Below are 24,846 nucleotides of genomic sequence, written 5' to 3' on the forward strand. Positions count from 1 at the left end.
GCCAGACCTCTTGCCTGCTTCTTGGGAAGGCATGCCGGCCCCGCGAGACCCGCGCCGAACCAATTCGTTGATTTAGCTGGATTTTGATTTCAGCATCGCGGTTGTCAATGGCACCAAAAGGATACCTCGGTCGCCCAATGTCTTGGTCCAGGCGCTGATGCGCTCGATCGAGACGGGCAAGGCGGAGGCCGTGCCGACGGCGATGCCGCGCTCGCGCGCCGCCGATTCCAGCTTGTTGAGGGCGCGGTCGATCTCGGTCGCCGTCGGCACCGCGTCGATGGCGATATCGCCCTTGCCGAACGGCACGGCCTGGTTGGCCGCGGCCTGGGGCGCGATGCTGCGGGGCGAGGAGCCGTCATCGAAGAAGCCGAGGCCGCGCTTGGCCGCCTCGCGGATGATCGGCTGCATCGCCGGCTCCGTGGCGATGAAGCGGGCGCCCATGAAATTGGTGAGACCGGCATAGCCCTGCATCCGGCTGAGGTGCCAGTACAGGCGGTCCATGTTCTGGTCGGGGCTGAGCGAGGTCAGCAGCGTCTGCGGCCCCGGATCGTTGTCGGGGAAGTCGTAGGGCTCCATCGGGATCTGGAGGAAGATCTCGTGGCGCTGCGCCCGCGCCCGCTCGGCGAGCTTGCCGGGGTCGGAGCCGTAGGGCGTGAAGGCCAGCGTCACCGCCGGCGGCAGCTTCATGATGGCGTCCAGGGTCTTGGCGGCGCCGACGCCGAGGCCGCCGATCACGATCGCGACCACCGGCATCTTGGCGGCCTTGGCGCGGTCGGCGTCCGCCGCATAGACGTTGAACGGCCTGAGCCCGTCGGCGGCTACCGGGATCATGCCGTAGCGCGATTTCTCCAGCAGCTTCGGATTGATCCCGGTCATGACGGGCGGCGGGGCGGATGCAGCCTCGCCCTTGTCCGCAGCATCGCCCCCGCCGATCACCACGTCGCGGCGGGCGCCGGTGGAGCCGTCGATCATGGTGATGGTCTTCTGCTCGCCGGGCGCGGCCTGCTTCGGCGCTTCCTTGGTCTCGTGCTTACCCTCCGGCTTGCTCTCTGCGCCGTGGCCGGATGCGGCCGGTTTCTCGTCCGTGGCAGTGGGAGCGCGGATCGCGAGCCTGGCCATCGGCTCACCGCCGAGCGGGTCCTTGTTGAAGATGGCGAAGCCGGCAAAGGTAACCAGGAATAGGCCGAGCAGAACAGCCAGCAGCTGCATAGACGTGAACGGCAGCCGCAGCCGGCGTTTGCGGCGCGGCTTATCCTGTCCGAGCGGGGCGCTCAGATCATCGGCCGTTTCAGTCATGCGCGATCCCGAATCACTCCAGCCGACGATACCACGCCGAGGTCAAGCGGCGGCAGGCCGGGATAGGCCGGAGGCAGCAGCAGTTCCCAAGCAAAAAGGGCGGCTTCAGGAAGCCGCCCTTTCGCTGGATCGCGTGATACGCCGACCTAGTTCGCCGCTTTGGCCTTGTCGGTCGCCGCCTTGTTGTCGCCGCCCGGGGTCGGCGCGGCGGAGGCGCTGTTCTTGATGCCGTGGAGCAGGTCGCCGGCGAGCTTGAGCGCCTTGTCGTCCTTGGCGTCCGGCGGGACGTAGGACTGCGAGCCCGTCTTCTCGTCGCCGTCGTTCTTCAGGTGGCCGCGCAGCGAAGCCTCGCCCTTGGTGTCGGTGCGCGACTTCAGCTCGTCCGGCACGTCCTGGAGCACTTCGATATCGGGCACGATGCCCTTGGCCTGGATCGACTTGCCCGACGGCGTGTAATAGCGCGCGGTGGTCAGCCGCAGCGCGCCGTTGCCGCTGCCGAGCGGAATGATGGTCTGCACCGAGCCCTTGCCGAACGAGCGCGTGCCGACGATGGTTGCGCGCTTGTGGTCCTGCAGCGCGCCGGCGACGATTTCCGACGCCGAGGCCGAGCCGCCATTGACCAGCACGATGACCGGCCTGCCCTTGGTCAGGTCGCCCGCATGCGCGGCGCGGCGCTGGGTCTCCTCGGCATTGCGGCCGCGGGTCGAGACGATCTCGCCCTTCTCGAGGAACGAGTCGGAGACAGTGACCGCTTCCTCGAGCAGGCCGCCCGGATTGTTGCGGAGGTCGATGATGAAGCCCTTGAGCTTGTCGCCGCCGATCTGGTTCGTGAGGTTGCCGATCTCGCGCTTCAGGCCTTCGGTGGTCTGCTCGTTGAAGGTGGTGATGCGGATATAGCCGATGTCGTCCTGCTCGACGCGCGCGCGCACCGAGCGGACGCGGATATTGTCGCGCACCAGCGTGACGTCGAGCGGGTTGTCCTGGCCCTTGCGGATGATCTTGAGCTTGATCTTGGTGTTGACCGGACCGCGCATCTTCTCGACCGCCTGGTTCAGCGTCAGGCCCTGCACCGCCTCGTCGTCGAGATTGGTGATGATGTCATTGGCCATGATGCCGGCGCGCGAGGCGGGCGTGTCGTCGATCGGCGAGACCACCTTGATCAGGCCGTCTTCCATCGTGACCTCGATGCCGAGCCCGCCGAATTCGCCGCGGGTCTGCACCTGCATGTCGCGGAAGCTCTTCGCGTCCATGTAGCTCGAGTGCGGATCGAGGCCGGTAAGCATGCCGCTGATGGCGGACTCGATCAGCTTGGTGTCATCGGGCTTCTCGACATAGTCGGAGCGCACGCGCTCGAACACGTCGCCGAACAGGTTGAGCTGGCGATAGGTGTCCGCGGTGGCGGCTCGCGCGCTGGAGCCCATGAACACCGCGCGCGGCTGGGTCACGAACAGCGTCAGCGCCGCACCGGTTGCGGCGCTGAGGAGGATTACTGAAGTCTTGCGCATCATCCGCGAACCTTCTCGCCTTCATTTGCGGCCCACCATGGGCCTGGATCGATTGGAGTGCCGTCTTTACGGAACTCGACATACAGCACAGGTTGACTCGCGTTCGTGGCGAGAATGGAGGCGACCTGAGAGGTCGACCCCATGGTCGCGACCGGCTCCCCCGTGAGCACAAACTGCCCGATGTTGACCGAAATGCGCTCCATTCCGGCGATCAGGACATGATACCCGCCCCCGGCGTTTAGGATCAAGAGTTGTCCATAGCTGCGGAATGGGCCGGCATACACAACCCAGCCATCACACGGCGTCGTGACCTGGGCGCCAGGCTTGGTCGCCAGCGAAATGCCCTTCTGGACGCCGCCGACCCCGTCGGAACCGCCAAAATCCCTGATCTTGTTACCGTTAACCGGAAGCGGCAGGAGACCCCTGGCCGAGGCGAAGGCGATCGCCGGGGTGGTGCGGGACTTGTCCTTGAACGCGCCCGGGCCCTGTTTGGCGCTGGCGGCCGCCAATTTGGCCTCCTTGGCCTCGGCCTGCCTTGCGGCCTCGGCGGCCTTCTCGGCTGCCCTGGCGGCGGTTTGCAGGTCCTGCTCCATCTTGGCGATCAGCCCCTGGAGATCGCCGACCTGCCTTGACAGCGCGATCGCGCGCGCGCTTTCGGCATCGAGGTCTTTTTCCCGTGCGGACTGCTGGCGCTGCCGTTCCTCGATCAGGGCGGTGAGCCGGGTCTGGTCGCTCCTGACCTTGTCGCGGTCGGAGGCGAGCTGATCGCGCTCGGTTGCTATGGTCTTGCGCAAGGCCACGAGCTCGCCGAGCTCGCTTGCGATCTTCTCGGCGCGGCCGCGCAATTCCGGCACGACGGCGCCGAGCAGCATCGCGGTGCGCAAGGATTGCAGCGCATCTTCGGGCCGCACCAGCAGCGCCGGCGGCGTGCGCCGGCCGGCGCGCTGCAAGGCCGCCAGCACCTCGACGATGTCGGCACGGCGCGAATCCAGCGAAGCGCGCATCTGCTGCTCGCGGCCGTTCAGCGTTCGCAGCCGCGCCTCGGCCTCGTCGATCTTGGTTTCCACGGCGCGCACATTGGCGGCGGTGTCGATCAGCTGCTGATTGAGCTGGGTGCGGTCCTGGCCGAGCGCGGTGATCTCGGCCTTCAGCTTGGCCTGCGCTTCTTCCGCGCTTCGTTGCCTCGCGCGCGCGGCCTCCAGCTCCTGCTCGCGCTGCTTGATCGCGTCGGGCGAGACCGCAGCAGTCTGCGGCGGCGCAACTGTCTGACCTTGCGTCTGAGCTTGCGCGAGGCTTTCTTCGGCGAAGAGGCTTGCGCCGGCGAGGCCGGTGATCAGCAGCAGGTTGAGGAGCGGCGCTCGCATCGTGTCGGCAAAGGTGCTCGTTGTGGCGCGCATCACGCGCGGTGATAGGGATGGCCGGCCAGGATGGTGGCGGCCCGATACAGCTGTTCCAGAAGCATGACGCGGATCATTTGGTGCGGCCAGGTCGCAGAGCCGAACGCGATCGCGAGCTTGGCCTTACGGCGCAATTCGGGCGAAAGTCCGTCCGCCCCTCCGATCACGAAGATAGTATGTCCGGCGCCTTCGTCGCGCCAGCGCGCCAGATGCCGTGCGAATACGGTGGAATCGAGATTCTGGCCACGCTCGTCCAGCGCCACCAGGACCGCCTTTTCAGGTATATGCGCCGAGATCGCCGCGGCCTCTTCGGCCATCCGAGTCGCCGCATCGCGTGCGCGGCTTTCGGGAATTTCGTGGATGCCGAGTTCGCGGAATCCAAGCTTGCGGCCGGCCTCCTCGAACCGCTCGAAATAGCGGTCTGCAAGCTCCCGTTCGGGGCCCTGCTTCAGCCGGCCCACCGCAATGACAGCAACACGCATGGTTCTTGAGTCGCGTTGACGAGACCGCGCGCAACAAGCGCGCGCACGACGCTAGCATGCGCGTCAGCCGATTCGAAATCGGCCTTCGAGCCTAGATCGCCTTCGCCGCCCCTGGGCCCTGCGTGTACAACCGCTCGAGGTTGTAGAACTCGCGGACCTCGGGTCTGAACACGTGCACGATCACGTCGCCGGAATCGATCAGCACCCAGTCGCAATTGGGCAAGCCCTCGACATGGATGGTCTTGATGCCGTTTTCCTTGAGGCTCTTGGTGACGTTTTCCGCGATCGCGCCGACGTGCCGGTTCACCCGGCCGGTGGTGACGATCATGTAGTCGGAGTACGCCGATTTGCCGCGAAGGTCGATGGTGACCGTCTCTTCCGCCTTCATGTCCTCGAGGCGGGAGAGGATCAGGCTCAGCGTCTTGTCGGCGTCGGGTTGCGCCTTCAAGGCCGCAGCTTTGGTCGATGTTTTACGCGTAGGCTTGGCAACCTTGGGTAAAACAGGCTTGGACAATACAGATGCGGTCAGGGACCATTCCTTTCACTGTATCGCGAACGCCGAATCCGGGCGCCCACTGGTTACACTACATCATGTGGGGTTAAGGGTTTCAATATGCCAGAGAGACCGAAATCCCCACCAAGTCCGCACACTTCGTCTCACTTCGTACCTTTCCAGCTCCCGTCCGGGTTCCGTAGGCCGGTCGAGGAGAGATTCAGCTTCAATCCGGTCAGGAACACCCAGGCCGGTGCCGGCCGATCTGCAAGCTGGACGGCCTTGTTCTCGGGCAGACGGTAGCGCGATAACGCCTGGGCCGCGGGCGAGCCGAGCGCGCGAAAACTCTGCGGGGGGCGATCGATCACGGCCATCGGCACCTGGGCGGCGATGCGCCGCCAGTCCTGCCAACGATGGAATTGAGCGAGATTGTCGGCGCCCATGATCCAGACGAAGCGCAAGCCAGGGAAGCGGCGGCGCAAGGTGTTGATCGTGTCGATAGTATAGCGGGTGCGAATGACGGATTCGAGACAGCTCACCTCGATGCGCGGATCATCGGCGACCTCGCGCGCGGCCCGCATGCGCTCGCCGAGCTCGTGCAGCGTGCCGTTCTCCTTGAGCGGATTGCCAGGCGTGACCAGCCACCAGACGCGATCGAGCTGCAATCGCTTCAGCGCGAAGCGGCTGATCGCGCGGTGCGCCTGATGCGGCGGGTTGAACGAGCCGCCGAGCAGGCCGATGCGCATGCCCGGCGTCGAGGGCGGAACCGCTTGCGCCACGAAGCGCGGCACGACGAGATTGTTGCTCAATGCCCGCGCCCCGCGACGTCTACGGCCGGGTCTGTCCGGTGCCGCGGACGCGATATTTGAAGCTCGTCAATTGCTCGGCGCCGACCGGGCCGCGGGCGTGGAAGCGGCCGGTGGCGATCCCGATCTCGGCGCCGAAACCGAACTCGCCGCCATCGGCAAACTGCGTCGAGGCGTTGTGGAGCACGATCGCGGAATCGACTTCGCTAAGGAATTTCTGCGCCGCGGCCTCATCCGCGCTCACGATGGCATCGGTGTGATGCGAGCCGTGGTCCTGGATGTGCGCGATCGCGCCGTCGACGCCGTCCACCACCTTCGCCGCGATGATCGCGTCGAGATATTCGGTGTCCCAATCGTCCTCGCTCGCCGGCTTGACGCGCGCATCGGCCTTCTGCACGGCCTCGTCACCGCGCACCTCGCAGCCGGCATCGAGCAGCATCTCCACCAGCGGCTTCAGGTTCTTGCCAGCGGCGGCACGATCGATCAGCAGCGTCTCGGCCGCGCCGCAGACGCCGGTGCGCCGCATCTTGGCATTGAGCACGATCGACTTCGCCATGGCGAGGTCGGCGCTGCCGTCGATATAGACGTGGTTGACGCCTTCGAGATGCGCGAACACAGGCACGCGCGCCTCCTGCTCGACCCGCGCGACGAGGCTCTTGCCGCCGCGCGGCACGATGACGTCAATGGCGCCGCTCAGGCCCGACAGCATCATGCCGACCGCGGCGCGGTCGCGCGTCGGCACCAGCGTGATCGCAGCTTCCGGCAGGCCGGCTTCCCGCAGGCCCTGCACCAGGCAGTCATGGATGGCGCGGCAGGAGCGGAAACTGTCGGAGCCGCCGCGCAGGATCACGGCATTGCCCGACTTCAGGCACAGCACGCCGGCATCGGCCGCAACGTTCGGCCGGCTCTCGAAGATCACGCCGACGACGCCGAGCGGCACGCGCACGCGCTCGATGGACATGCCGTTCGGCCGCTGCCAGCGCTCGGTGACGACGCCGATGGGATCGGCGATGCCGCGCACGATGCCGATGCCTTCGGCCATGCCCTCGATGCGCGCCGGCGTCAGCGTCAGGCGGTCGATGAAGGAGGAGGTCATGTTGCCGGCGGCGCGGGCCTCCGCGACATCCTCGGCATTGGCGGCAAGAATCGCGGCCGAGTTGGCGCGGATTGCCCGCTCCATCGCCTCGAGCGCCCGGTTCTTCTGCTCCGGCGGCGCCAGCGCCAGCACGCGCGCGGCAGCGCGGGCACGGGTTCCGAGATCGGACATCAGCGCCTGAAGATCGGCATTGCCGTCTACGGCTTTGAGGGGGGCGGCCATGGGGTCAAAACCTTCTGCTAAGGCGGTGTCCTAGCACGGAAATCCCGCGTTTGCGAAGGGCGGGGAGGGTATGGCAGGTCTCCCGGCGGCGGGCGTGGCGGGGTCCTTACCCGCCCACCACCAGATCGTCCCGATGGATCATCTCGGCGCGGCCGCTGATACCGAGGATGGTCATCACATCCGGGGAGGAGCGGCCCTTGATCCGCTCGGCATCATCGACGTCATAGGCGATCAGGCCGCGGCCGACCTCGCTGCCGTCGGGGCCGCGCACGATCACGGCATCGCCGCGGGCGAACTGGCCCTCGACCTTGATCACACCGGCCGGCAGCAGGCTGGCCCCGGCCCGTAGCGCGGTCACGGCGCCGGCATCGATCGTCAGCGTACCCTTCGGCTCCAGCGTGCCCGCGATCCAGCGCTTGCGCGAGGTGATGGGATTGGCCGGCGTCAGGAACCAGGTGCAGCGGCCGCCATCGGCGATCGCCTGCAAGGGATGCTCGATCTTGCCGGAGGCGATCAGCATATGCGTGCCACCGGTCGTCGCGATCTTCGCGGCCTCGACCTTGGTGCGCATGCCGCCACGCGACAGCTCGGACTCGGCATCGCCGGCCACCGCCTCGATCTCCGATGAGATGCTGTCGACGACGGGAATGAGCTTTGCGTTCGGATTGTTCTTCGGCGGGGCATCGTAGAGCCCGTCGATGTCGGACAGCAGCACCAGCAGGTCGGCGCTCGCCATGGTCGCGACGCGCGCGGCGAGGCGATCATTGTCGCCGTAGCGGATCTCGGTGGTCGCCACCGTGTCGTTCTCATTGATCACGGGGATCGCGCGCCATTCCAGCAGCTTGCCGATGGTGGAGCGCGCATTGAGATAGCGGCGGCGCTCCTCGGTGTCCTGCAGCGTCACCAGGATCTGGCCGGCGCCGATACCGTGGGCGCCAAGCACCTCCGACCAGATTCGCGCCAGCGCGATCTGACCGACCGCGGCCGCGGCCTGGCTCTCTTCCAGCTTCAGCGGGCCGCGCGGCAATTTGAGCCGGCTGCGGCCGAGCGCGATCGAGCCGGAGGACACCACGAGGACGTCGCGCCCTTCCTGGTGCAGCTTGGCCATGTCGTCGGCGAGCGCGGCGAGCCAGGACGCCCGAACCTCGCCCTTGTCGGAATCGACCAGCAGCGCTGAGCCGACCTTGACGACGATGCGGCGGAATTGACTGAGTTCGGGGCTGGCCATGTCTCTCTGTGCTGGCGCTGGATGCGAATGACGGCGGAGCGACAGGCGGCGCCGATGAGCCCTGCTTTTGCAGCAGGACGGTGACCGGCGCAAGGCAGCCGGGATGGTAAACGGCGCATGTCGACCTTGTGTCAGCCGTCCATCTGGCTCTAATGGCGGCAACGATAAACGGGCCGAAAGAGGAAACGAATGGATCGCCGCAAATTCATGGCCGGATGCCTCGGCCTGCCGCTGTTCGCGCAGGCGGGTGGTGCGCGGGCGCAGGCCGGGCTGACGAAGATCATCTTCCCGTTTGCGGCCGGAGCCGGCGGCGACACGCTGTGCCGGCTGCTCGCGCAGGAGATGGCCCCGCTGCTGCAGCGGACCGTCGTGGTCGAGAACCGCACCGGCGGCGACGGCCTGATCGGCATCAAGGCGGTGAAAGGCGCGAGCCCCGACGGCAGCATGGTGCTGGTGACGACAGGGCCGACCATGTATCTGCTGCCAATGGTGGAGGCGACGCCGAGCTTCGACACGGCCAAGGATTTCCTGCCGGTGTCGCTGCTGGCGCGCTTCGAGTTTGCGCTGGTGATCGGCCCGGGCATTGATGCTGCCGATTTCAAAGCGTTCGTAGCGTGGCTGAAATCGCATCCGGACAAGACCTCGTTCGGAGTGCCGAGCAACGGCACCATTCCGCATTTCACCGGCTCCAAGCTCGAGAAGGATCTCGGCATTCCCCTGACCCGCGTGCCCTATCGCGGTAGCGCGCCGATCCTCAACGACCTCGTCGGCGGCCATATCTCGTTCGGCATCACCACGCTGGCGGACGCTCTGCCGCAGCATCGCGCCAAGGGCGTGAAGATCATTGCGGTCGCCAGCGCGGAACGTTCACCCTTCGCGCCTGACGTGCCCACGCTGAAGGAGAGCGGCATCGATCTCGTTGCCGACGCCTGGTACGGCATGTGGCTTCCCGCCGGCAGCCCGCCGGAGTTTGCGAGCAAGCTCGGGGCGGCGGCGAGCGCGGCGCTTGCCAAGCCGGAGGTGAAGGAGAAGTTGACGGCGATCGGGCTGATTCCGATCGGCAGCAATGCGGACGCGCTATCCAAGGAGCTCGCCGCGAACACCGCGCTGTGGCAGCCGATCGTGAAGGCGACGGGCTACAAGATCGCGAATTGAAGGCTGCCTCTTCTCCCTCTCCCCGTTCTTACGGGGAGAGGGTTGGGGTGAGGGGCTGTCTCCGCGAAACCGCTGGCAATTGGACTCGCGGAGAGTCCCCCTCACCCGGAATTTGCTCTCGCAAATTCCGGCCTCTCCCCGCAAGCGGGGAGAGGCGAAGTGCTTCACATCTTCGCGCGCTGGGCGATGCCGTCCTTGATCGCCGCAAGCTCTTTCTCGTCCCAGATGCCGATCAAGACCCCACCCTTCACCTGGAGCTGATTATCCGCATAGGCGGCGATCTTCTCGCGCGGCGTGGTGATGTGATCGTTCGGGTGCAGCGCCCAGTCGAACAATTCGGCCTGGAGCCGTGCGATAATGCCGGCGCATTCCGGATCGTCGCCGCGATCGACGTACTCCTCCGGATCGGTTTCGAGATCGTACAGCATCGGGCGGAAGCCGGAGGCGTGGATGTATTTCCAGCGGCCGTCGAACACCATGAACAGGCGGCAGCGCTCGATCGGCTGGTTCAGCTTCAGCCGCACGTCCTGCATGGAATAGTCGTATTCGGAGAACGCCACCTTGCGCCAATCTGATGGCGTGGGCCCGCGCAGCAGCGGCAGCAGCGAACGTCCTTCGAGAATGTGGCCCGGCACCTTGCCGCCGAAATAATCGACGAAGGTCGGCGCGAGATCGATTGCCTCGACCAGCGCGTCGCTGCGTGTGCCGCGCGTGGCGTCGGCTTCCCTGGAGGGATCAATGATGATCAGCGGGATCTTCGCCGACTGTTCGTGGAACAGGTCCTTCTCGCCCATCCAGTGATCGCCGAGATAATCGCCGTGATCGGAGGTGAACACGATCATGGTCGTGTCCAGGAGATCGCGGTCCTCCAGGAACTTCATCAGCACGCCCATCTGATCGTCGATCTGCGTGATCAGGCCCATATAGGTCGGGATCACCTTCTCGCGGGCCTCATCGCGCGCCATGTTGCGGGAGTAGCGCATGTCCATGTAGGCGCCGAACACCGGATGCGGATTCTGCCGTTCGCGCTCCGAGCGGATCACCGGGATCATGTCATCCGTCGAATACATGCTGGCATAGGGCTCCGGCGCGATATAGGGCCAGTGCGGCTTGATGTAGGACAGATGCAGGCACCACGGCCGGCCGTCGGTCTCGGCCTCGCTGATGAAGTCCATCGCGCGCCGCGTCATGTAGGGCGTCTCGGAATGCTCTTCTGGCACGCGCGCGGCCTTGTCGGCGTGCACCAGCAGCCAGCCGTTCTGCAAGCTGCCATCCTCGGCAGCGCCGGAATTGGCCCAATGCTCCCAGGGGTTGGCGGCTTCAAAGCCGTGCTTTCGCAGATATTCGTCGTATTTCGGCCGCGGCCGTCCGGTCGGGTGCAGGCCGTCGTCACGCTCATATGGCTCGAAGCCGCATTCGGCGACATGCACGCCGATCACCGATTCCGGGGGAATGCCGAGCGCCTTCATGCCTTCGATATCAGGGGCCATGTGGGTCTTGCCGACCAGCACGTTGCGCACGCCGATCTTCTTGAGGTGATCGCCGAGTGTCGGCTCGCCGACCCGCAGCGGCCAGCCGTTCCAGTGCGAGCCGTGCGAGCGCATGTAGCGGCCGGTGTAGAACGACATCCGCGACGGGCCGCAGATCGGCGATTGCACATAGGCCTTGCTGAACAGCACGCCGCGCTTCGCCATGGCGTCGATGTTCGGTGTCTTCAGCGTGGGATGACCGGTGCAGCCGAGATAATCGTAGCGAAGCTGGTCGCACATGATCCAGAGAACGTTCTTCGCGCGCGCCATGCCTTGCCCTTTCCGCAAATTCGCCGTTCGATGCTGCGATATAGAAGCGGCGATGACAACCTCTCCCGTAGCAGGGCTATCGCATATGGGATGTGGCTATGGGCACCGACTATCCCCACAGCGTCATGGCCGGGCTTGTCCCGGCCATCCACGCCTTTCCACGCAGCACAAAGAACGTGGATGCCCGGGACAAGCCCGGGCATGACGACCTCTGCAACATTCAAATGCGATTGCCCGGCTACGGGGGAGGTGTCAGGATTAGCGCTGCGTTGTCACATTATCCGAATCAAGCCGACCACGGCTCCGCTTCGGCCGCGCTCTTCGCCTTGGCGGAGACCGGGCTTTCGCCGATCACATCGGCCAGCGCGCGCAACGCCTCCTTGACGCCCTGGCCGGTGGCGCCCGACAGCAGCAGCGGCGTCTTCTTGGCGGCGCGCTTCAGCCGGTCCTTCTGCTTCTTCAGCTCGTCCGGCTCGACCGCGTCGATCTTGTTCAGCGCGACGATCTCGATCTTGTCGGTGAGCTGGCCGCCATAGGCATCGAGCTCGGTCCGCACCGTCTTGTAGGCCTTGCCGGCATGCTCGCAGGTGGCGTCGACGAGATGCAAGAGCACGCGGCAGCGCTCGACATGGCCGAGGAAGCGGTCGCCGAGGCCGGTGCCCTCATGCGCGCCCTCGATCAGTCCGGGAATATCGGCCAGCACGAATTCGCGGCCGTCGGCATTCACGACCCCGAGCTGCGGATGCAGCGTGGTGAAGGGATAGTCGGCGATCTTGGGCTTGGCCGCGCTGACCTTGGAGAGGAACGTCGACTTGCCGGCATTGGGCATGCCGACGAGGCCGGCGTCCGCGATCAGCTTCAGACGCAGCCAGATCCAGCGTTCCTCGCCGGGCTGGCCGGGATTGGCGTTGCGCGGGGCGCGATTGGTCGACGATTTGAAATGCGCATTGCCGAAGCCGCCATTGCCGCCTTCGGCCAGCACGAACTTCTCGCCGACCTTGGTGAAGTCGTGGATCAGCGTCTCGCGGTCCTCGTCGAAGATCTGCGTGCCCACGGGAACCTTCAGCACGATGTTCTTGCCGTTGGCGCCGTGGCGGTCCGAGCCCGAGCCGTTCTCGCCCTTCTGGGCCTTGAAATGCTGTTGGTAGCGGTAGTCGATCAGCGTGTTGAGGCCGTCGGCGACCTCGATGATGACATTGCCGCCGCGGCCGCCATTGCCGCCGGAGGGGCCGCCGAATTCGATGAACTTCTCGCGGCGGAACGCCACGCAGCCGTTCCCGCCGTCACCGGAGCGGATATAGACCTTTGCTTCGTCGAGGAATTTCATGGGCCATAGGTAGGCCAGCCGGCCCCCTGCGGCAACCCGGATCGGTCCGCAAATCGGCCGAAATTCCGCGAATTGGACCCCTTGCTTAACCCGCCGGCCGCCGCCGGATCAGGAATTTCTGCGTGCCCTCCAGCACCAGCTCCTTGCGCTGGTTGAACACGGTGCTGCGCAGCGTCACCACGCCGGTGCTGCGCCCCGGCACCAGCTCGGTGACTTCGAGCGCGGGATAGATGGTGTCGTCGGCGAACACCGGCTTGAGGAACCGGCTCGACTGCTCGAGGAAGCCGACCAGGGAGTCCTCGACCATGAACGGAAACAGGCCGGCGCCGGGCGCGGTATGGATCAGGGTCTGGAAGCCGTGGGCGAGCAGATGCGGCATGCCGCGGGCGCGGCAATATTCCAAGTCGTAATGCACGGGATGGGTGTCGCCGCTCGCGGTCTGGAATGCGGCGAACACTGCCGAGGTTTGGGTGCGGCTCGGCAGCACGAAACGTTCGCCAACGACGAAATCCTCAAACCAGCGTTGCGTCGGGATCATGCGATGCCGGGTGGGATCGAAGTCGGTCATGTCAAAGCTCTCTTTTCGTCGCTGGGCGCTTATCGCTACCGCGATGCAAACAATGCGACAATCCGTTCAATTCGGCTTGCGCGGGCTTGCCGCGGCGGCTGCCGTCATTAAAACGACTGCAAGCGACTCTATTCGCCTGCTTTCGCCGCTCTCTCCCCGTCATTGCGAGCGCAGCGAAGCAATCCAGAATCCCTCCCCGGAAAGATTCTGGATTGCTTCGTCGCAAGAGCTCCTCGCAATGACGAGCCCCCGAACCTGCAACTCGTCGCAATGCCCCTGTTCAAGAATCTCTCCACCTATGACGATCGCTCCGCGCGCCTCGCCGGCATCGGGCTCATGGTGCTGTCGATCTTCATGTTCTCGTTCGGCGATGCCATGGGCAAGTTCCTGGTCGGGACCTATTCGGTGGGGCAGCTCTTGTTCCTGCGCGCCTGCGCTGCGCTGCTGCTGCTGTCGCCGCTGATCTGGACGCAGCGTCACCTGTTCCTGCATCTGGAGCGGCCGGGGCTGCAGCTGGTTCGCGTCGTGCTGTCGACGCTGGAAGTCGCGGCCTTCTTTCTCGCAACCGTCTATCTGCCGCTCGCCGACGTCATCACCTATTATCTCGCCGGCCCGATCTTCGTCACCGCGATGTCGGCAATCTTTCTGGGCGAGAAGGTCGGCTGGCGGCGCTGGACCGCGATCCTGATCGGCTTCTGCGGCGTCTTGATCGCGCTGCGGCCGTCGGCGCAGACCGTCAGCCTGCCGGCGTTGATCGCGCTCGGCGGCAGCCTCTCCTTTGCAACCCTGATGCTGATCACGCGCAGCCTGCGCAAGACGCCCGACATCGTGATGGCGTCCTCGCAATTCGTCGGCACCTTTTCGCTGGGCGCGGTGCTGTCGGCGTTCAACTGGGTGCCGCCGACGCCCGGCAGCCTCGTGATCTTCGCGCTCGCCGGATGCGTTTCGGTGACGGCGCTGTTCTGCGTCAACCGCTCGCTCAAGCTGGCGCCGGCCAGCGTCGTGGTGCCCTATCAATATTCGATGATCGTATGGGCGGTGATCTTCGGCTTCGTCGTGTTCGGCGACGTCCCATCCATCGCAACACTCGTCGGCGCCGCAATCATCATCGGCGCCGGGTTCTACATCTATCTTCGGGAGCGCGATCTGGGACGTGAGAGCGACGAGGTCAATCCGCCGGCGTAGCCACCCTCACGTCATCCCGGGGCGCGCAAAGCGCGAGCCCGGGATCCATACCCACAGGGAGCAGTTGAACGACGACCGGGAGTGGGCGCTTTGCCCCGCAATGCGCTCCGGGATTATGGATCCCGGGCTCGCGCTACGCGCGCCCCGGGATGACAATTGCGAGTGCGGCGCCTTCGCCTACCGCAGCCGCCTCGCACTGCTCCAGCTCTTCAGCGAGGCCCACACGCCGCGCGAGAGGCGGAAGCAGTCGACGGGCGTCGAGGAGCCCAGCGCCAGGAAGCGGTGCAGCTGCACGCCGCTCCACTGGAAGCCGCACTTCTCCAGCACCTTGCGCGAGGCCGGATTGGTGACGCGCGCGCCGGCGTAGAGATGCTCGTCGTCGAACTCCTCGAAGAAGAAATCGATCGCGCCGCGCGCGGCCTCGGTGGCAAAGCCCTGGCCCCAATGCTCGACGCCGAGCCAGTAGCCGAGCTCGGCATTGCCGGGCTTGGAGCAATCGATGCCGACCATGCCGACCGGCCCGCTGTCGTGCTCGATCAGGAACACGGTCTCAGCTCCGAGTTCGGCGGTGGCGCGGATGAATTCGGCGGCGTCGTCCTGCGAATAGGGATGCGGCAGGCGGCGCGTGTTCTCGGCGACACGGCGGTCGTTGGCGAGCCGGGCGATGGTCCTGACGTCGGCCAGCGTCGGCCGCCGCAAGGTCAGCCGCTCGGTGGCGACGACGCTGGGTCTCGCCTCGGCCAAGGTCACGCTCGAGAAATCCTGCAACATGTCCGGCTCCGTGAAAGTCACTAAGTCAAAGTGCAAAGAACAAAGTGAGCAAAGAAAAGGGGAGGCTGGTTTCCCGCCTCCCCTTGGAGCCTTCGATCTCTTGCGATCTCTAGGACTCCGCCGGTTCAGTCGGGACCGGCGGACTCCGTTTTTGTCCACCGTCTATTCAGCAGCCTCGGCAAGCGGGAGCACCGATACGAAGGTGCGGCCGTTGGCTTTGGCTTGGAACGCAACGCGGCCCTCGATCTTGGCGAACAGAGTGTGGTCCGTACCCATGCCGACATTGAGGCCGGGGTGCCAGGTCGTGCCGCGCTGACGCGCAATGATGTTGCCGGGCGTGACGATCTCGCCGCCGAACGCCTTGATACCGAGGCGCTTGCCCTTGGAATCGCGACCGTTGCGCGATGAACCGCCTGCTTTTTTGTGAGCCATGGCTCGTCTCCGAAATCCTGCGTAGTTCTAGGTCAATTCCTTGACGGAATCATTTCAAAACGTCGCACGCATCAATTCGTGAATTGGCGTGATCGATTTCCGTTACTCGGCGGCTTCCGCTGCCGGCTCCTTCGCCGCCTTTTCCTTCTTCGGACGCGGGCCCTTGGTGGGCTTGGCGCCGTCCGTCAGAATCTCGCTGATGCGCAGAACCGTGATCTCGTCGCGATAGCCGCGCTTGCGGCGCGAGTTCTTGCGGCGGCGCTTCTTGAAGGCGATGACCTTCGGTCCGCGCTTGTGGTCGAGCACCTCGACCGCGACGGACGCGCCTGCGACCGTCGGGACGCCCAGCACCGGCGTGTCGCCGCCGACCACGAGCACTTCATTCAGCTGCACGATCGAGCCGACTTCGCCTTCGATCTTGCCTACTTCGAGAACATCATCCGGCACGACGCGGTATTGCTTGCCGCCGGTTTTGATGACTGCGAACATCGTTCTTTCTCCGTGTTCAATCCCGGCCTCGGGACGAGCGTCGTCCGGGCCGGCTTTTTGTCAGTCGCTATGGTTTATGCGAGTCTGCGTGGGCGGGAATTATCCCTTTGAAAACCCAAGCAAAAACAAGCGGCGCGAGAAACGCCCCGCGCCGGCTGTGGGACTTATAGCGGCCAACAGCCGCAAGTCAAGGAAAACTGGGCGAAAACCGCCCGGATTTGAAGGCTTTGGCCGCGCTGAAAGCGCGCAGCCGAATCTCGGGTGGGCTTTGCAACAAACGGGTTCCCCCGCAGTTGTCCCGGCCGGAACAAGCAAGCGGGGCAAGGGCTCTCATGGCAACAGACGAACTGGTCAAAACAACGGGCATCGCCCAGCATGGCGCCGAACGGCTGCCGTCGGTCGATGTCGACAGCTTCAACATCGAGATCAAGGACGAGGACGGCTTTCTCGGCGACCGCGCCAGCAAGGGCGCCTTTCGCGACATCCTCGAGGAATGGCGCAAGCCGTTGCGCAAGAGCGGCGAGGATCCGTTCGGCGACGAGCCGTCCGACAAGATCAGCAAGAAGGTCTTGGATGCCGTTCTGGTCGGCGACGATACCGAGGCGACCGCCGTCGTGCACAGCGCGATCGAGGACTTTGCGCAGGAGCTCGCCTACGTCACGCGGCGGTTCCTCAAGACCAAGGCCTGGGCCAAGACCGAATGCATCGTGGTCGGGGGCGGCTTTCGCGCTAGCCGGCTCGGCGAGATCGCCATTGCCCGGGCCGAGATCATCCTGAAATCGGAAGGCTTCAAGGTCGACCTGGTGCCGATCCGCTTCGATCCTGACGATGCCGGCCTGATCGGAGCCCTGCACCTCGCGCCGTCCTGGATTTTCGAGGCCTATGACAGCATTCTCGCTGTTGACATCGGCGGGACCAACATCCGCTGCGGCGTCGTCGAGACCGGCTGGAAAAAGGCCCAGGACCTGTCGAAGGCCAAGGTGGTGCATTCGGAGCTGTGGCGTCATGCCGACGACGAGCCGACCCGCGAAGGCGCGGTGAAGCGGCTCACCAAGATGCTGAAGGGGCTGGTCACGCAAGCCGAAAACGAAGGCTTCAAGCTCGCACCCTTCATCGGCATCGCCTGTCCCGGTGTGATCGCTGCCAACGGCTCGATCGAGAAGGGCGCGCAGAACTTGCCCGGCAATTGGGAAAGCAGCAAGTTCAACCTGCCGGCGAGCCTCGTGGAGGCGATTCCCCAGATTGGCGGGCACGACACCGCGATCCTGATGCACAATGACGGCGTGGTGCAGGGTCTGTCGGAAGTGCCGTTCATGCAGCATGTCCAGCGCTGGGGCGTGCTCACTATCGGCACCGGACTTGGCAACGCGCGCTTCACCAACCGCCGCAAGGAAGGCAACGGCAAGGACCGGGATTCCACGGAGAACGGGAAGAAAAAAGGTAAAGCGGACAAGGAGTAACCTTGACCGGTTAGGTTAAGGACCGGATTGCGTTGCGGACCGCCCGCCGCACGCTAGGGTCGAATCGTCGCTTCCACTCGGCCGGCGAAGCCGCCCTTCACGGCCAGTATTTCAATGAGCGGCACGGGACCGCCAGTGTTTACCGCGTCTGGCGGTCCCACCCCGTTTTTCTCCTCAGCTCCACCCCACACGCTGAAAGAACGCGGCGATCTCGCGTGCCGCGCGATCCGGATTTTCCCGATGCGGGAAGTGGCCGACACCGGGAAACATCTCGAGGTCGAGATCGCTGAAGGTTTCGGACAGCCGGTCGGTCCAGCCAAAGGGAAACAGCGGATCGTGCTCGGCCCAGCGCACGCAGGTCGGCACCACGATCGGCGGCAGCCTGGGCGCCTCGCCTTTCATCATCGCCACGCGCCCGGCATGCGAGGCGCGGTAATGCGCAAAGCCGCCGGCGAGGTTGCCGTCTTTCAGGAAATTGTCCGTGAAGGCGTCCAGCACCTCGTCGAAGGCGTTTGTCCGGTGCGCCCAGCCTTTGAGGAAATGGCTGATATAGAGCCGGCAGCTCTCCCGGCTCGCACCGATGAGCTGTGGCGCCATCTCCATCTGGTGAAAGGACTGGTACCAGATGTGGTTGAGCCGATCGGGTGCCGCCATCCGCGCTCCGATCCCGGGATAGACGAAATCGAAGAAGAAGAGTCCCGCGAGCCGCTCGGGCGCCCGCCGGGCCAGCGGCTGCATGACAGCGCCGCCGACATCGTGGCCGACCACGCCGAATCGGTCGATGCCGAGCCGGTCCATCAGCGCCAGCATGTCGGCGGCATGGCCGTCCGGCCCGTAAGGGCCATCCGGCTTGTCGCTGTCGCCGAAGCCGCGGAGGTCAGGCGCGACAAGCGTGAACCGGTCCGAAAGCCTCGATATCACCGGCTCCCAGGTCAGCCAGAATTCGGGCCAGCCATGCAGCAAAAGCAGCGGTTTTCCCTGTCCGGCGCGGACCAGGTGGAAATCGGCGCCATTGGCCGAGATCGTGAGATGCTCCATGGCAGTTCCTTCCAGAGGCGGCGGGCGCGGGGCAAAAGAGGCAGCGGATTTTGCTCGTTCGCGCCTTGTCTGGCCCGCCATCCTCGCCTATTAACGCCCCCAACCACAGGGGCCCAGCTCCTAATATGGCGCCTTCAGGAGAGGTGGCAGAGTGGTTGAATGCACCGCACTCGAAATGCGGCATAGGTGCAAGCCTATCGGGGGTTCGAATCCCTCCCTCTCCGCCAGCTCAACGACCAGCTTCCCGCAATAGCTCCGTCAAATCAGCCTGATGCCGGTGCCGTTCGGCCCGCCAGCACCATCCGCGCCGTCGCCACGAAGGCCTGCGCCGCCGGCGACAACGTCCGGCCCTGGCGCTGCAGCAGCGACACGGGGCGGGTGAGGGCGGGGCGCACCAGCGGTCTTGCGATCAGTGTCGGGAACTGGTCGGCTGGCAGCATCGTCGCGGGAAGGATGGCGAGGCCGAGGCCCTGCGCCGTCATGGCGAGCGCGGTGTTGATCAGGGTCACTTCATATGTCGGATCGAGGCGCTTGCCCTGCGCGCTCAGGGCCTGATCGATCTGCATGCGGATGCGTGTCTCGCTGCGCATCGCGATGGTGGGCAGTTGCACCAGCTCGTCCCAGGTCAGGGACCGACGCGCGGCGAAGTCCGCGGTGCGACGGCCGATCGCGCTCAGGCGGCCGCTCGTCAGCGTCTCGATCGTCATGTCCGCGAATTCGCCCTCCACGCTGCCGATCGCGAACTCGGCATCGGTCGTGCTCAGCCGTGGCACGAGATCGTCGGCGGCGACGTCGCGCATGTCGATCTCGATGTCGGGATGGCCAGCGCGGAATTTCGCCAGCACCATGGGCAGCAGCGCCGATGCCGTGCCGGCCGAGGCGAGGAACACGACCCGGCCGGCGCGGGCCTGCGCGAGATCACGCATGCGGCGCGACAAGCCTTGCGCATCGCTCAGCATGCGCTCGGCAGTGGCGAACGCTTCGTCGGCGGCCAGCGTCGGCTGCACCGAACGCGTGGAGCGGTCGAACAGCTTGACGCTGAGCTCGGCCTCGAGCTGCTGGATCAACAGGCTCGCCGCCGATTGCGTGATGCCGAGCTCGCGGGCGGCCCGCGTGATGCTGCGCGTGCGGTACACGCCGGTGAAGACCCGCAACTGGCGCAGTGTAACATTCATCTGGAAAGCTCATGAATTGATGAGTTCTTTCCGACTTATCGCATAAACGGACCTGCAATAAAATGCATGCTGTGCGGACGGAAAGAATCCGCGGCAAGGATTGGAGCGAGCATGAGAGCGCAAGTGCTGGTGGTGGGGGCCGGGCCCGTCGGATTGACCGCAGCGATGGATCTCGCTTCGCGCGGAATCGATGTCGTCGTCGCGGAAATCCGCCACGCCGGCGATCCGCCCAGCGTCAAGTGCAATCACGTGTCGGCGCGCTCGATGGAGATTTTTCGGCGGCTCGGAATTGCCGCCCGCTTGCGCGATGCGGGGCTCCCTGCGGACTTTCCCAACGATTGCTCCTATCGGACCGCGGCGACCGGGATCGAGCTTTGCCGCATCGACATTCCCTCCCGTGCGCGCCGCTATAGCGCGACCGGTGGCCCCGACACTTGGTGGCCGACGCCAGAGCCGCCGCACCGAATCAACCAGGTCTATCTCGAGCCGATCCTGTTCAGCCATGCCGCGGCGCAATCACGCATCAAGATCCTGGCGCGCACGGAAATCACAGACATCGAGCAGCACGACGACCATGTCGTCGCGCTGGCGCGCGATCTCGACAGCGGAAATTCGCTCCGCATCGAAGCCAGCTTCGTGATCGGCTGCGACGGCAGCCGATCCTTCGTCAGAAAAGCAATCGGTGCCAGCCTGTCCGGCACGCCGGTGATCCAGCGCGTGCAGTCGACCTTCATCGAAGCGCCGCAACTGAAAGAGCTGATGGGGGCGCACAAGCCGGCCTGGATGGTGCTCTCGCTCAATCCGCGCCGTTCCGGCACCGTTGTTGCGATCGACGGCCACGACCGCTGGCTGATTCACAATCATCTGAAGCCGGATGAGCCCGAGTTCGACTCGGTCGATCGCGACTGGGCCATCCGTGCCATCCTCGGCGTCGACGCGCGCTTCGAATACCGCGTGCTCAGCAAGGAGGATTGGGTCGGACGGCGCCTCGTGGCCGACCGCTTCCGCGACCGCAGGGTCTTCATCTGCGGCGACGCCGCGCATCTGTGGATGCCCTATGCCGGCTACGGCATGAATGCCGGCATCGCGGACGCCGTCGATCTCTGCTGGCAATTGGCCGCGCATCTGAACGGTTGGGCGCCGGCTGAGATCCTCGATGCCTATGAGGCGGAGCGCCAGCCCATCACCGAGCAGGTGTCGCGCTTTGCGATGGACCATGCGATGAAGATGATGGCGCAGCGCGGCGGCGTGTCCGCCGAGATCGAGGATGACACGCCGCGCGGCCACGCGGCGCGCGCGGCGCTGGCGAAAGCCGCTTACGATCTCAACGTGCAGCAATATTGCTGCGCCGGCCTCAACTTCGGCTACTATTACGATGCCTCGCCGATCATCGCCTATGACGGCGAGACGCCGCCGCCTTACGCGATGGGCAGCTTCACGCCCTCCACCGTGCCCGGCGCCCGCGCGCCGCATTTGTTCCTGCGCGACGGACGCTCGCTCTACGACGCCTTCGGCCCTGGCTACACATTGCTGCGGTTCGACCCGGCAATCGATGTGACGCGGCTGCAAGACGCTGCAAAGGAGCGTGGCGTGCCGCTCGCGCTGGTCGACATTGCGCCTGAGGAGGCGAACGGCGCCTATGTCGAGAAGCTCGTGCTGGCGCGGCCCGACCAGCACATCGCCTGGCGCGGGCAGTCCGCGCCGGACAATCCGCTGGGCCTGCTGGCCCGTATCACCGGTGCTGCGGCGTAAGACGACACGAGCGGACGGCCTGGCGGCGCAGCTCGCCAGGTTGGTTTCAAGAACAGAACGCAAGGAGGAGACCGTGTTTCACGTTGCAAGACGCCGCATCCTGGCCGCGCTGACGGCCGCCGCTTTCGCACTGTTGCCGCCGGCGGCAGCCCGAGCCGCCTATCCCGAGCAATTGATCAAGATCATCGTGACCTTCCCGCCCGGCGGCAGCGCCGACACGGTCATCCGCGCGCTCGAGCCGCTGGTCACCGCCGAGCTCAAGCAGGGCCTGGTGATCGAGAACCGCGCCGGCGCCGGCGGCAACATCGGCATGGCCGCGGTCGCGCAGGCGAAGCCCGACGGCTATACGCTGGGCGTGGCGCCGGCAGGCGCGCTGACGGTGAATCCGCACCTCAATGCCTCCATGCCGTTCGCGCTGAAGGATCTCGCGCCCATCAGCCTGCTCGCGGAAATTCCCTTTGTGCTGGTCGCATCCGCGAACATCCCGGCGCGCACACCTGCGGAGACGATCGCGCTCGCCAAGGCGAAGCCGGGTGGGCTCTCGATCGGGCATGGCGGCAACTCCACGGCGATGCATCTGACCGCCGCGCTGTTCACTCAGAAAAGCGGGATCGCGATGGAGCTGGTGCCGTATCGCGGGACGGCGCCGGCGGCGGTCGATGTTCTCGCAGGCCATGTCCCGTTCGCGGTGCTGGATATTCCGGCATCGCGACAATTGATCCTCGACGGCAAGCTCAACGCGATCGGCGTGTCCTCCGCGCGCCGCCTGTCATCCCTGCCCGACGTGCCGACGCTGGCCGAGAGCGGCCTTGCCGGTTTCGAATCCGTCGGCTGGTTCGGGCTCGTTGCTCCCGCCGGCACGCCTGCGGAGGTCATCGCCCGGCTGAACGAGGCCTTCACCAAGGCGCTGAAGGATCCTGCCGTGGCGGAGAAGATCCGGACCCTCGGCGCGGAGCCTGCGCCGACCTCGCCCGAACAGTTCGGCCGCTTCATTGACAGCGAAAGCACGAAATGGGGCAAGCTGATCAGCGAGGCCGGGATCAAGGCGAACTAGTTATCGCTTTCCGCCCGGCCGATAACGCACGTGATCGACCAGCGCGCGCAGCTTCGGCGGAAGATTCCGCCGATCCGGAAAGTAGAGGAAGAAGCCGGGGAAGAACGGGCAATATTCCTGCAGCAGGGGCACCAATTCTCCGCGTTCGATATACGGCCTGAACGTCTCCTCCATGCCGAAGGTCAGCCCGCCGCCCGCGCAGGCGGTCCGCACCATCACCCACATGTCGTTCGTCGTGATCCTCGGCTCCACCGCGACATCGAACTCGCGCCCCCCTTCCGCAAATTCCCAGCGGTAGGGGGCGACGTGCGGCGCCGGCCGCCAGCCGATGCAGCAATGCTGTGAGAGCTCGCGCGGGTGCGAGGGCGCGCCGAACCGCTCCAGATAGGCCGGAGCTGCCACCACCAGCTGGCGCTGATCGCCCGAAACAGGCACGGCGATCATGTCCTGCTCGATCACTTCGCCTAGCCGGACGCCGGCATCAAAGCCCTCGGCCACGATGTCGAATTCCTCATCGGTCACGGTCACGTCGACCTGCACGCCGGGATTGGCCTGCGTGAACTCGGCCAGCAACGGACCGCGAATGAATCGCTCGGCGATCGACGAGACGGCGAGGCGCAGCTGCCCCGTCGGCTGCGCGTCCCGGTCGCGGGCGCCGTTGATCGCCCGTTCGACTTCGGCGACCGCCGGGGCCACGCGCTCGTGCAAGCGCAGGCCGGCTTCGGTCAGACTGACGCTGCGCGTCGTTCGCTGCACGAGAGCCACGCCCAGCTGGTCTTCCATGCGTCGGATGGCCTGGCTCACGGCGGATCGGGTCACCCCTAGCCGCTCGGCGGCGCCACGGAAGCTCTTCGCTTCCGCGACCGCGATGAAGACGGCGACGAGGTTCAGGTCGGTGCTCATTGGTTAGCTAGGCTTACCACCCCAGTCATCATTGGCCAACTTCTCTCACCTCTCAGCGGGGACTATCTCCGAGCCATACGAAGGAGGCTCTGATGACGTCGCTCGATCAATACCGCCTGCTTGGCCGCTCCGGCCTGCGCATATCTCCCCTTGCCCTGGGCACGATGACCTTCGGGACCGAGTGGGGATGGGGAGCCGATGCCGGCGAGGCGCGCCGGATATTCGACCTCTACGTCGACCGCGGCGGCAATTTCATCGACACCGCGGTGAACTACACCAACGGCGCGTCCGAGCGCCTCGTCGGCCAGTTCGCCCGCGACAAGCGCGACCGTCTCGTGCTCGCCACCAAGTTCACCATGGCCCGCGATCCCGGCAACCCCAATTCCGGCGGCAACCACCGGCTCAACATGGTTCGTTCCGTGGAGCAGAGCCTGCGGCAGCTCGACACCGATCGCATCGACCTGCTCTATCTCCACGGCTGGGATGGGACGACGCAGCCGGATGAGGTGATGCGCAGCCTGGACGATCTCGTGCGCAGCGGGAAGGTTTTGTATGTCGGCATCTGCAACACGCCGGCCTGGCGCATTGCACAGCTGCAGACGATCGCAGACCTGCGCGGCTGGTCGCCCTTCGTTGCCCTGCAGATCGAATACAATCTGGTCGAGCGCACCATCGAGCATGAGCTCATTCCGCTGGCGGCGAGCCTTGGCCTCGGCGTGCTGCCCTGGTCGCCGCTTGGCGGCGGCGTGCTCACCGGCAAGTACACAAGGGCTGATCTCAGGGATTCCCAGGAACGCGCCGTCGGAACGACGCGCGCCTCGATCATCGCCTCCTCAGGCCTTCTCAACGAGCGATCGCTGGACGCGGCCGAGGTGGTGCGATCCGTCGCCTGGGAGCTCGGCGCCACGTCCTCGCAGGTGGCCATCGCATGGACGCTGGCCAATCCTGCAGTCACCGCGCCGGTGATCGGGGCCCGCACGCTGGAGCAGGCGGAAGACAATTTCGGTGCGGTCGGGATATCGCTGTCGCCTGAACAGATGGCGCGCCTCGACCAGGCGACCGCGCCCGATCCCATTTTTCCAGGCCGCTTCCTGCGCCGCCCGATGGTCGAGCAGCTCATCTTTGGCGGCGCCGCCGTCGCGCGGCGCGGGTAGGTCGAGCAACGACGCGACCGACCTGCGTGCATCACTTCGGGGCAGACGACATGTTGCAC

Annotated in this window: 23 protein-coding genes and 1 tRNA gene; 7 read left to right on the forward strand and 17 right to left on the reverse strand. The window is 65.6% G+C overall.

Going from position 1 to position 24,846, the window contains the following annotated elements:
* Window positions 1-72: 72 nt before the first annotated feature.
* The 8 genes from ACM43_RS25105 to proB all read right to left on the reverse strand — a co-directional run bounded on the left by ACM43_RS25105 (window position 73) and on the right by proB (window position 8,525).
* Window positions 73-1,296: a divergent polysaccharide deacetylase family protein gene (locus tag ACM43_RS25105; protein ID WP_157286474.1), complete on the reverse strand. Its 1,224-nt coding sequence runs from the start codon at window positions 1,294-1,296 to the stop codon at window positions 73-75.
* A 146-nt stretch (window positions 1,297-1,442) separates the two neighbouring features.
* Complete coding sequence (locus ACM43_RS25110) at window positions 1,443-2,804, reverse strand: S41 family peptidase (protein ID WP_157286473.1); 1,362 nt, start codon at window positions 2,802-2,804, stop codon at window positions 1,443-1,445.
* Window positions 2,801-4,165 carry a murein hydrolase activator EnvC family protein gene (locus ACM43_RS25115; RefSeq protein ID WP_157286472.1) on the reverse strand — a complete coding sequence of 455 codons (1,365 nt, stop codon included), beginning with the start codon at window positions 4,163-4,165 and terminating at the stop codon, window positions 2,801-2,803. The genes ACM43_RS25110 and ACM43_RS25115 overlap by 4 nt, the downstream gene beginning before the upstream one ends.
* 32 nt (window positions 4,166-4,197) lie before the next feature.
* Window positions 4,198-4,680, reverse strand: a complete 483-nt coding sequence (gene rlmH / locus ACM43_RS25120; RefSeq protein WP_271543618.1) for a 23S rRNA (pseudouridine(1915)-N(3))-methyltransferase RlmH — start codon at window positions 4,678-4,680, stop codon at window positions 4,198-4,200.
* A 91-nt stretch (window positions 4,681-4,771) separates the two neighbouring features.
* Window positions 4,772-5,128, reverse strand: a complete 357-nt coding sequence (gene rsfS, locus ACM43_RS25125) for a ribosome silencing factor (RefSeq protein WP_128265207.1) — start codon at window positions 5,126-5,128, stop codon at window positions 4,772-4,774.
* A gap of 209 nt (window positions 5,129-5,337) precedes the next feature.
* Window positions 5,338-5,982: a nicotinate-nucleotide adenylyltransferase gene (locus ACM43_RS25130; RefSeq protein WP_271543621.1), complete on the reverse strand. Its 645-nt coding sequence runs from the start codon at window positions 5,980-5,982 to the stop codon at window positions 5,338-5,340.
* Window positions 5,983-6,001: 19 nt separating this feature from the next.
* A complete protein-coding gene (locus tag ACM43_RS25135; RefSeq protein ID WP_271543623.1) occupies window positions 6,002-7,297 on the reverse strand; it encodes a glutamate-5-semialdehyde dehydrogenase in 1,296 nt (431 codons plus the stop codon).
* Between the two features lie 106 nt (window positions 7,298-7,403).
* Window positions 7,404-8,525 carry a glutamate 5-kinase gene (proB, locus tag ACM43_RS25140; RefSeq protein WP_271543625.1) on the reverse strand — a complete coding sequence of 374 codons (1,122 nt, stop codon included), beginning with the start codon at window positions 8,523-8,525 and terminating at the stop codon, window positions 7,404-7,406.
* 189 nt (window positions 8,526-8,714) lie between these two features.
* Between proB and ACM43_RS25145 the strand changes: the two genes are divergently transcribed.
* Entirely contained in the window at window positions 8,715-9,680 is a 966-nt protein-coding gene (locus ACM43_RS25145) for a Bug family tripartite tricarboxylate transporter substrate binding protein (protein WP_271543627.1), read from the forward strand.
* Between the two features lie 164 nt (window positions 9,681-9,844).
* Here ACM43_RS25145 and ACM43_RS25150 read toward each other — a convergent pair whose 3' ends face one another.
* The 3 genes from ACM43_RS25150 to ACM43_RS25160 all read right to left on the reverse strand — a co-directional run bounded on the left by ACM43_RS25150 (window position 9,845) and on the right by ACM43_RS25160 (window position 13,374).
* Window positions 9,845-11,479 (reverse strand): alkaline phosphatase family protein, encoded by a 1,635-nt coding sequence (locus ACM43_RS25150; protein ID WP_271543629.1) that lies wholly within the window; start codon window positions 11,477-11,479, stop codon window positions 9,845-9,847.
* 286 nt (window positions 11,480-11,765) lie between these two features.
* Window positions 11,766-12,806: a GTPase ObgE gene (obgE, locus tag ACM43_RS25155; protein ID WP_271543631.1), complete on the reverse strand. Its 1,041-nt coding sequence runs from the start codon at window positions 12,804-12,806 to the stop codon at window positions 11,766-11,768.
* An 85-nt stretch (window positions 12,807-12,891) separates the two neighbouring features.
* Complete coding sequence (locus tag ACM43_RS25160; RefSeq protein WP_157286465.1) at window positions 12,892-13,374, reverse strand: MaoC family dehydratase; 483 nt, start codon at window positions 13,372-13,374, stop codon at window positions 12,892-12,894.
* Window positions 13,375-13,644: 270 nt separating this feature from the next.
* Between ACM43_RS25160 and ACM43_RS25165 the strand changes: the two genes are divergently transcribed.
* A complete protein-coding gene (locus ACM43_RS25165) occupies window positions 13,645-14,559 on the forward strand; it encodes a DMT family transporter (protein ID WP_157286464.1) in 915 nt (304 codons plus the stop codon).
* Between the two features lie 177 nt (window positions 14,560-14,736).
* On the opposite strand, the gene ACM43_RS25170 is transcribed toward ACM43_RS25165, so the two are convergent.
* The 3 genes from ACM43_RS25170 to rplU form a co-directional block, all read right to left on the reverse strand.
* Window positions 14,737-15,330 (reverse strand): GNAT family N-acetyltransferase, encoded by a 594-nt coding sequence (locus ACM43_RS25170; RefSeq protein ID WP_271543633.1) that lies wholly within the window; start codon window positions 15,328-15,330, stop codon window positions 14,737-14,739.
* 162 nt (window positions 15,331-15,492) lie between these two features.
* Window positions 15,493-15,762, reverse strand: a complete 270-nt coding sequence (rpmA, locus tag ACM43_RS25175; protein ID WP_025032812.1) for a 50S ribosomal protein L27 — start codon at window positions 15,760-15,762, stop codon at window positions 15,493-15,495.
* Window positions 15,763-15,864: 102 nt separating this feature from the next.
* Window positions 15,865-16,251, reverse strand: a complete 387-nt coding sequence (gene rplU, locus ACM43_RS25180) for a 50S ribosomal protein L21 (protein WP_157286462.1) — start codon at window positions 16,249-16,251, stop codon at window positions 15,865-15,867.
* Between the two features lie 332 nt (window positions 16,252-16,583).
* On the opposite strand from rplU, the gene ACM43_RS25185 reads away from it, so the two are divergent.
* A complete protein-coding gene (locus tag ACM43_RS25185; protein WP_157286461.1) occupies window positions 16,584-17,711 on the forward strand; it encodes an ROK family protein in 1,128 nt (375 codons plus the stop codon).
* A 174-nt stretch (window positions 17,712-17,885) separates the two neighbouring features.
* On the opposite strand, the gene ACM43_RS25190 is transcribed toward ACM43_RS25185, so the two are convergent.
* A complete protein-coding gene (locus tag ACM43_RS25190; RefSeq protein WP_271543637.1) occupies window positions 17,886-18,749 on the reverse strand; it encodes an alpha/beta fold hydrolase in 864 nt (287 codons plus the stop codon).
* A gap of 137 nt (window positions 18,750-18,886) precedes the next feature.
* Between ACM43_RS25190 and ACM43_RS25195 the strand changes: the two genes are divergently transcribed.
* A tRNA-Ser gene (locus ACM43_RS25195) sits at window positions 18,887-18,976 on the forward strand.
* Window positions 18,977-19,012: 36 nt separating this feature from the next.
* Here ACM43_RS25195 and ACM43_RS25200 read toward each other — a convergent pair.
* Window positions 19,013-19,924 carry a LysR family transcriptional regulator gene (locus tag ACM43_RS25200; RefSeq protein WP_271543639.1) on the reverse strand — a complete coding sequence of 304 codons (912 nt, stop codon included), beginning with the start codon at window positions 19,922-19,924 and terminating at the stop codon, window positions 19,013-19,015.
* 111 nt (window positions 19,925-20,035) lie between these two features.
* Here ACM43_RS25200 and ACM43_RS25205 point away from each other — a divergent pair, with 111 nt between their 5' ends.
* Both ACM43_RS25205 and ACM43_RS25210 read left to right on the forward strand, forming a co-directional pair.
* Window positions 20,036-21,676 (forward strand): FAD-dependent oxidoreductase, encoded by a 1,641-nt coding sequence (locus ACM43_RS25205; protein WP_271543641.1) that lies wholly within the window; start codon window positions 20,036-20,038, stop codon window positions 21,674-21,676.
* Window positions 21,677-21,749: 73 nt separating this feature from the next.
* Window positions 21,750-22,730, forward strand: a complete 981-nt coding sequence (locus tag ACM43_RS25210; protein WP_271543643.1) for a Bug family tripartite tricarboxylate transporter substrate binding protein — start codon at window positions 21,750-21,752, stop codon at window positions 22,728-22,730.
* Here the strand turns inward: ACM43_RS25210 and ACM43_RS25215 are convergent, their stop codons facing one another.
* A complete protein-coding gene (locus ACM43_RS25215; protein ID WP_271543645.1) occupies window positions 22,731-23,633 on the reverse strand; it encodes a LysR family transcriptional regulator in 903 nt (300 codons plus the stop codon).
* 92 nt (window positions 23,634-23,725) lie between these two features.
* On the opposite strand from ACM43_RS25215, the gene ACM43_RS25220 reads away from it, so the two are divergent.
* Window positions 23,726-24,787 carry an aldo/keto reductase gene (locus ACM43_RS25220; RefSeq protein ID WP_271543647.1) on the forward strand — a complete coding sequence of 354 codons (1,062 nt, stop codon included), beginning with the start codon at window positions 23,726-23,728 and terminating at the stop codon, window positions 24,785-24,787.
* Window positions 24,788-24,846: the final 59 nt, after the last annotated feature.

Source organism: Bradyrhizobium sp. CCBAU 45321 (genome assembly GCF_028128975.1).
Taxonomy (GTDB): Bacteria; Pseudomonadota; Alphaproteobacteria; order Rhizobiales; family Xanthobacteraceae; genus Bradyrhizobium; species Bradyrhizobium yuanmingense.

Bases quoted from the DNA above. Each gene is read 5' to 3' on its own strand.
- ACM43_RS25105 (WP_157286474.1), bottom strand. From the start codon at position 1,296: ATGACTGAAACGGCCGATGATCTGAGCGCCCCGCTCGGACAGGATAAG.
- ACM43_RS25110 (WP_157286473.1), bottom strand. From the start codon at position 2,804: ATGATGCGCAAGACTTCAGTAATCCTCCTCAGCGCCGCAACCGGTGCG.
- ACM43_RS25115 (WP_157286472.1), bottom strand. From the start codon at position 4,165: ATGCGAGCGCCGCTCCTCAACCTGCTGCTGATCACCGGCCTCGCCGGC.
- rlmH (WP_271543618.1), bottom strand. From the start codon at position 4,680: ATGCGTGTTGCTGTCATTGCGGTGGGCCGGCTGAAGCAGGGCCCCGAA.
- ACM43_RS25135 (WP_271543623.1), bottom strand. From the start codon at position 7,297: ATGGCCGCCCCCCTCAAAGCCGTAGACGGCAATGCCGATCTTCAGGCG.
- proB (WP_271543625.1), bottom strand. From the start codon at position 8,525: ATGGCCAGCCCCGAACTCAGTCAATTCCGCCGCATCGTCGTCAAGGTC.
- ACM43_RS25145 (WP_271543627.1), top strand. From the start codon at position 8,715: ATGGATCGCCGCAAATTCATGGCCGGATGCCTCGGCCTGCCGCTGTTC.
- ACM43_RS25150 (WP_271543629.1), bottom strand. From the start codon at position 11,479: ATGGCGCGCGCGAAGAACGTTCTCTGGATCATGTGCGACCAGCTTCGC.
- obgE (WP_271543631.1), bottom strand. From the start codon at position 12,806: ATGAAATTCCTCGACGAAGCAAAGGTCTATATCCGCTCCGGTGACGGC.
- ACM43_RS25160 (WP_157286465.1), bottom strand. From the start codon at position 13,374: ATGACCGACTTCGATCCCACCCGGCATCGCATGATCCCGACGCAACGC.
- ACM43_RS25165 (WP_157286464.1), top strand. From the start codon at position 13,645: ATGCCCCTGTTCAAGAATCTCTCCACCTATGACGATCGCTCCGCGCGC.
- ACM43_RS25170 (WP_271543633.1), bottom strand. From the start codon at position 15,330: ATGTTGCAGGATTTCTCGAGCGTGACCTTGGCCGAGGCGAGACCCAGC.
- rpmA (WP_025032812.1), bottom strand. From the start codon at position 15,762: ATGGCTCACAAAAAAGCAGGCGGTTCATCGCGCAACGGTCGCGATTCC.
- rplU (WP_157286462.1), bottom strand. From the start codon at position 16,251: ATGTTCGCAGTCATCAAAACCGGCGGCAAGCAATACCGCGTCGTGCCG.
- ACM43_RS25185 (WP_157286461.1), top strand. From the start codon at position 16,584: ATGGCAACAGACGAACTGGTCAAAACAACGGGCATCGCCCAGCATGGC.
- ACM43_RS25190 (WP_271543637.1), bottom strand. From the start codon at position 18,749: ATGGAGCATCTCACGATCTCGGCCAATGGCGCCGATTTCCACCTGGTC.
- ACM43_RS25200 (WP_271543639.1), bottom strand. From the start codon at position 19,924: ATGAATGTTACACTGCGCCAGTTGCGGGTCTTCACCGGCGTGTACCGC.
- ACM43_RS25205 (WP_271543641.1), top strand. From the start codon at position 20,036: ATGAGAGCGCAAGTGCTGGTGGTGGGGGCCGGGCCCGTCGGATTGACC.
- ACM43_RS25215 (WP_271543645.1), bottom strand. From the start codon at position 23,633: ATGAGCACCGACCTGAACCTCGTCGCCGTCTTCATCGCGGTCGCGGAA.
- ACM43_RS25220 (WP_271543647.1), top strand. From the start codon at position 23,726: ATGACGTCGCTCGATCAATACCGCCTGCTTGGCCGCTCCGGCCTGCGC.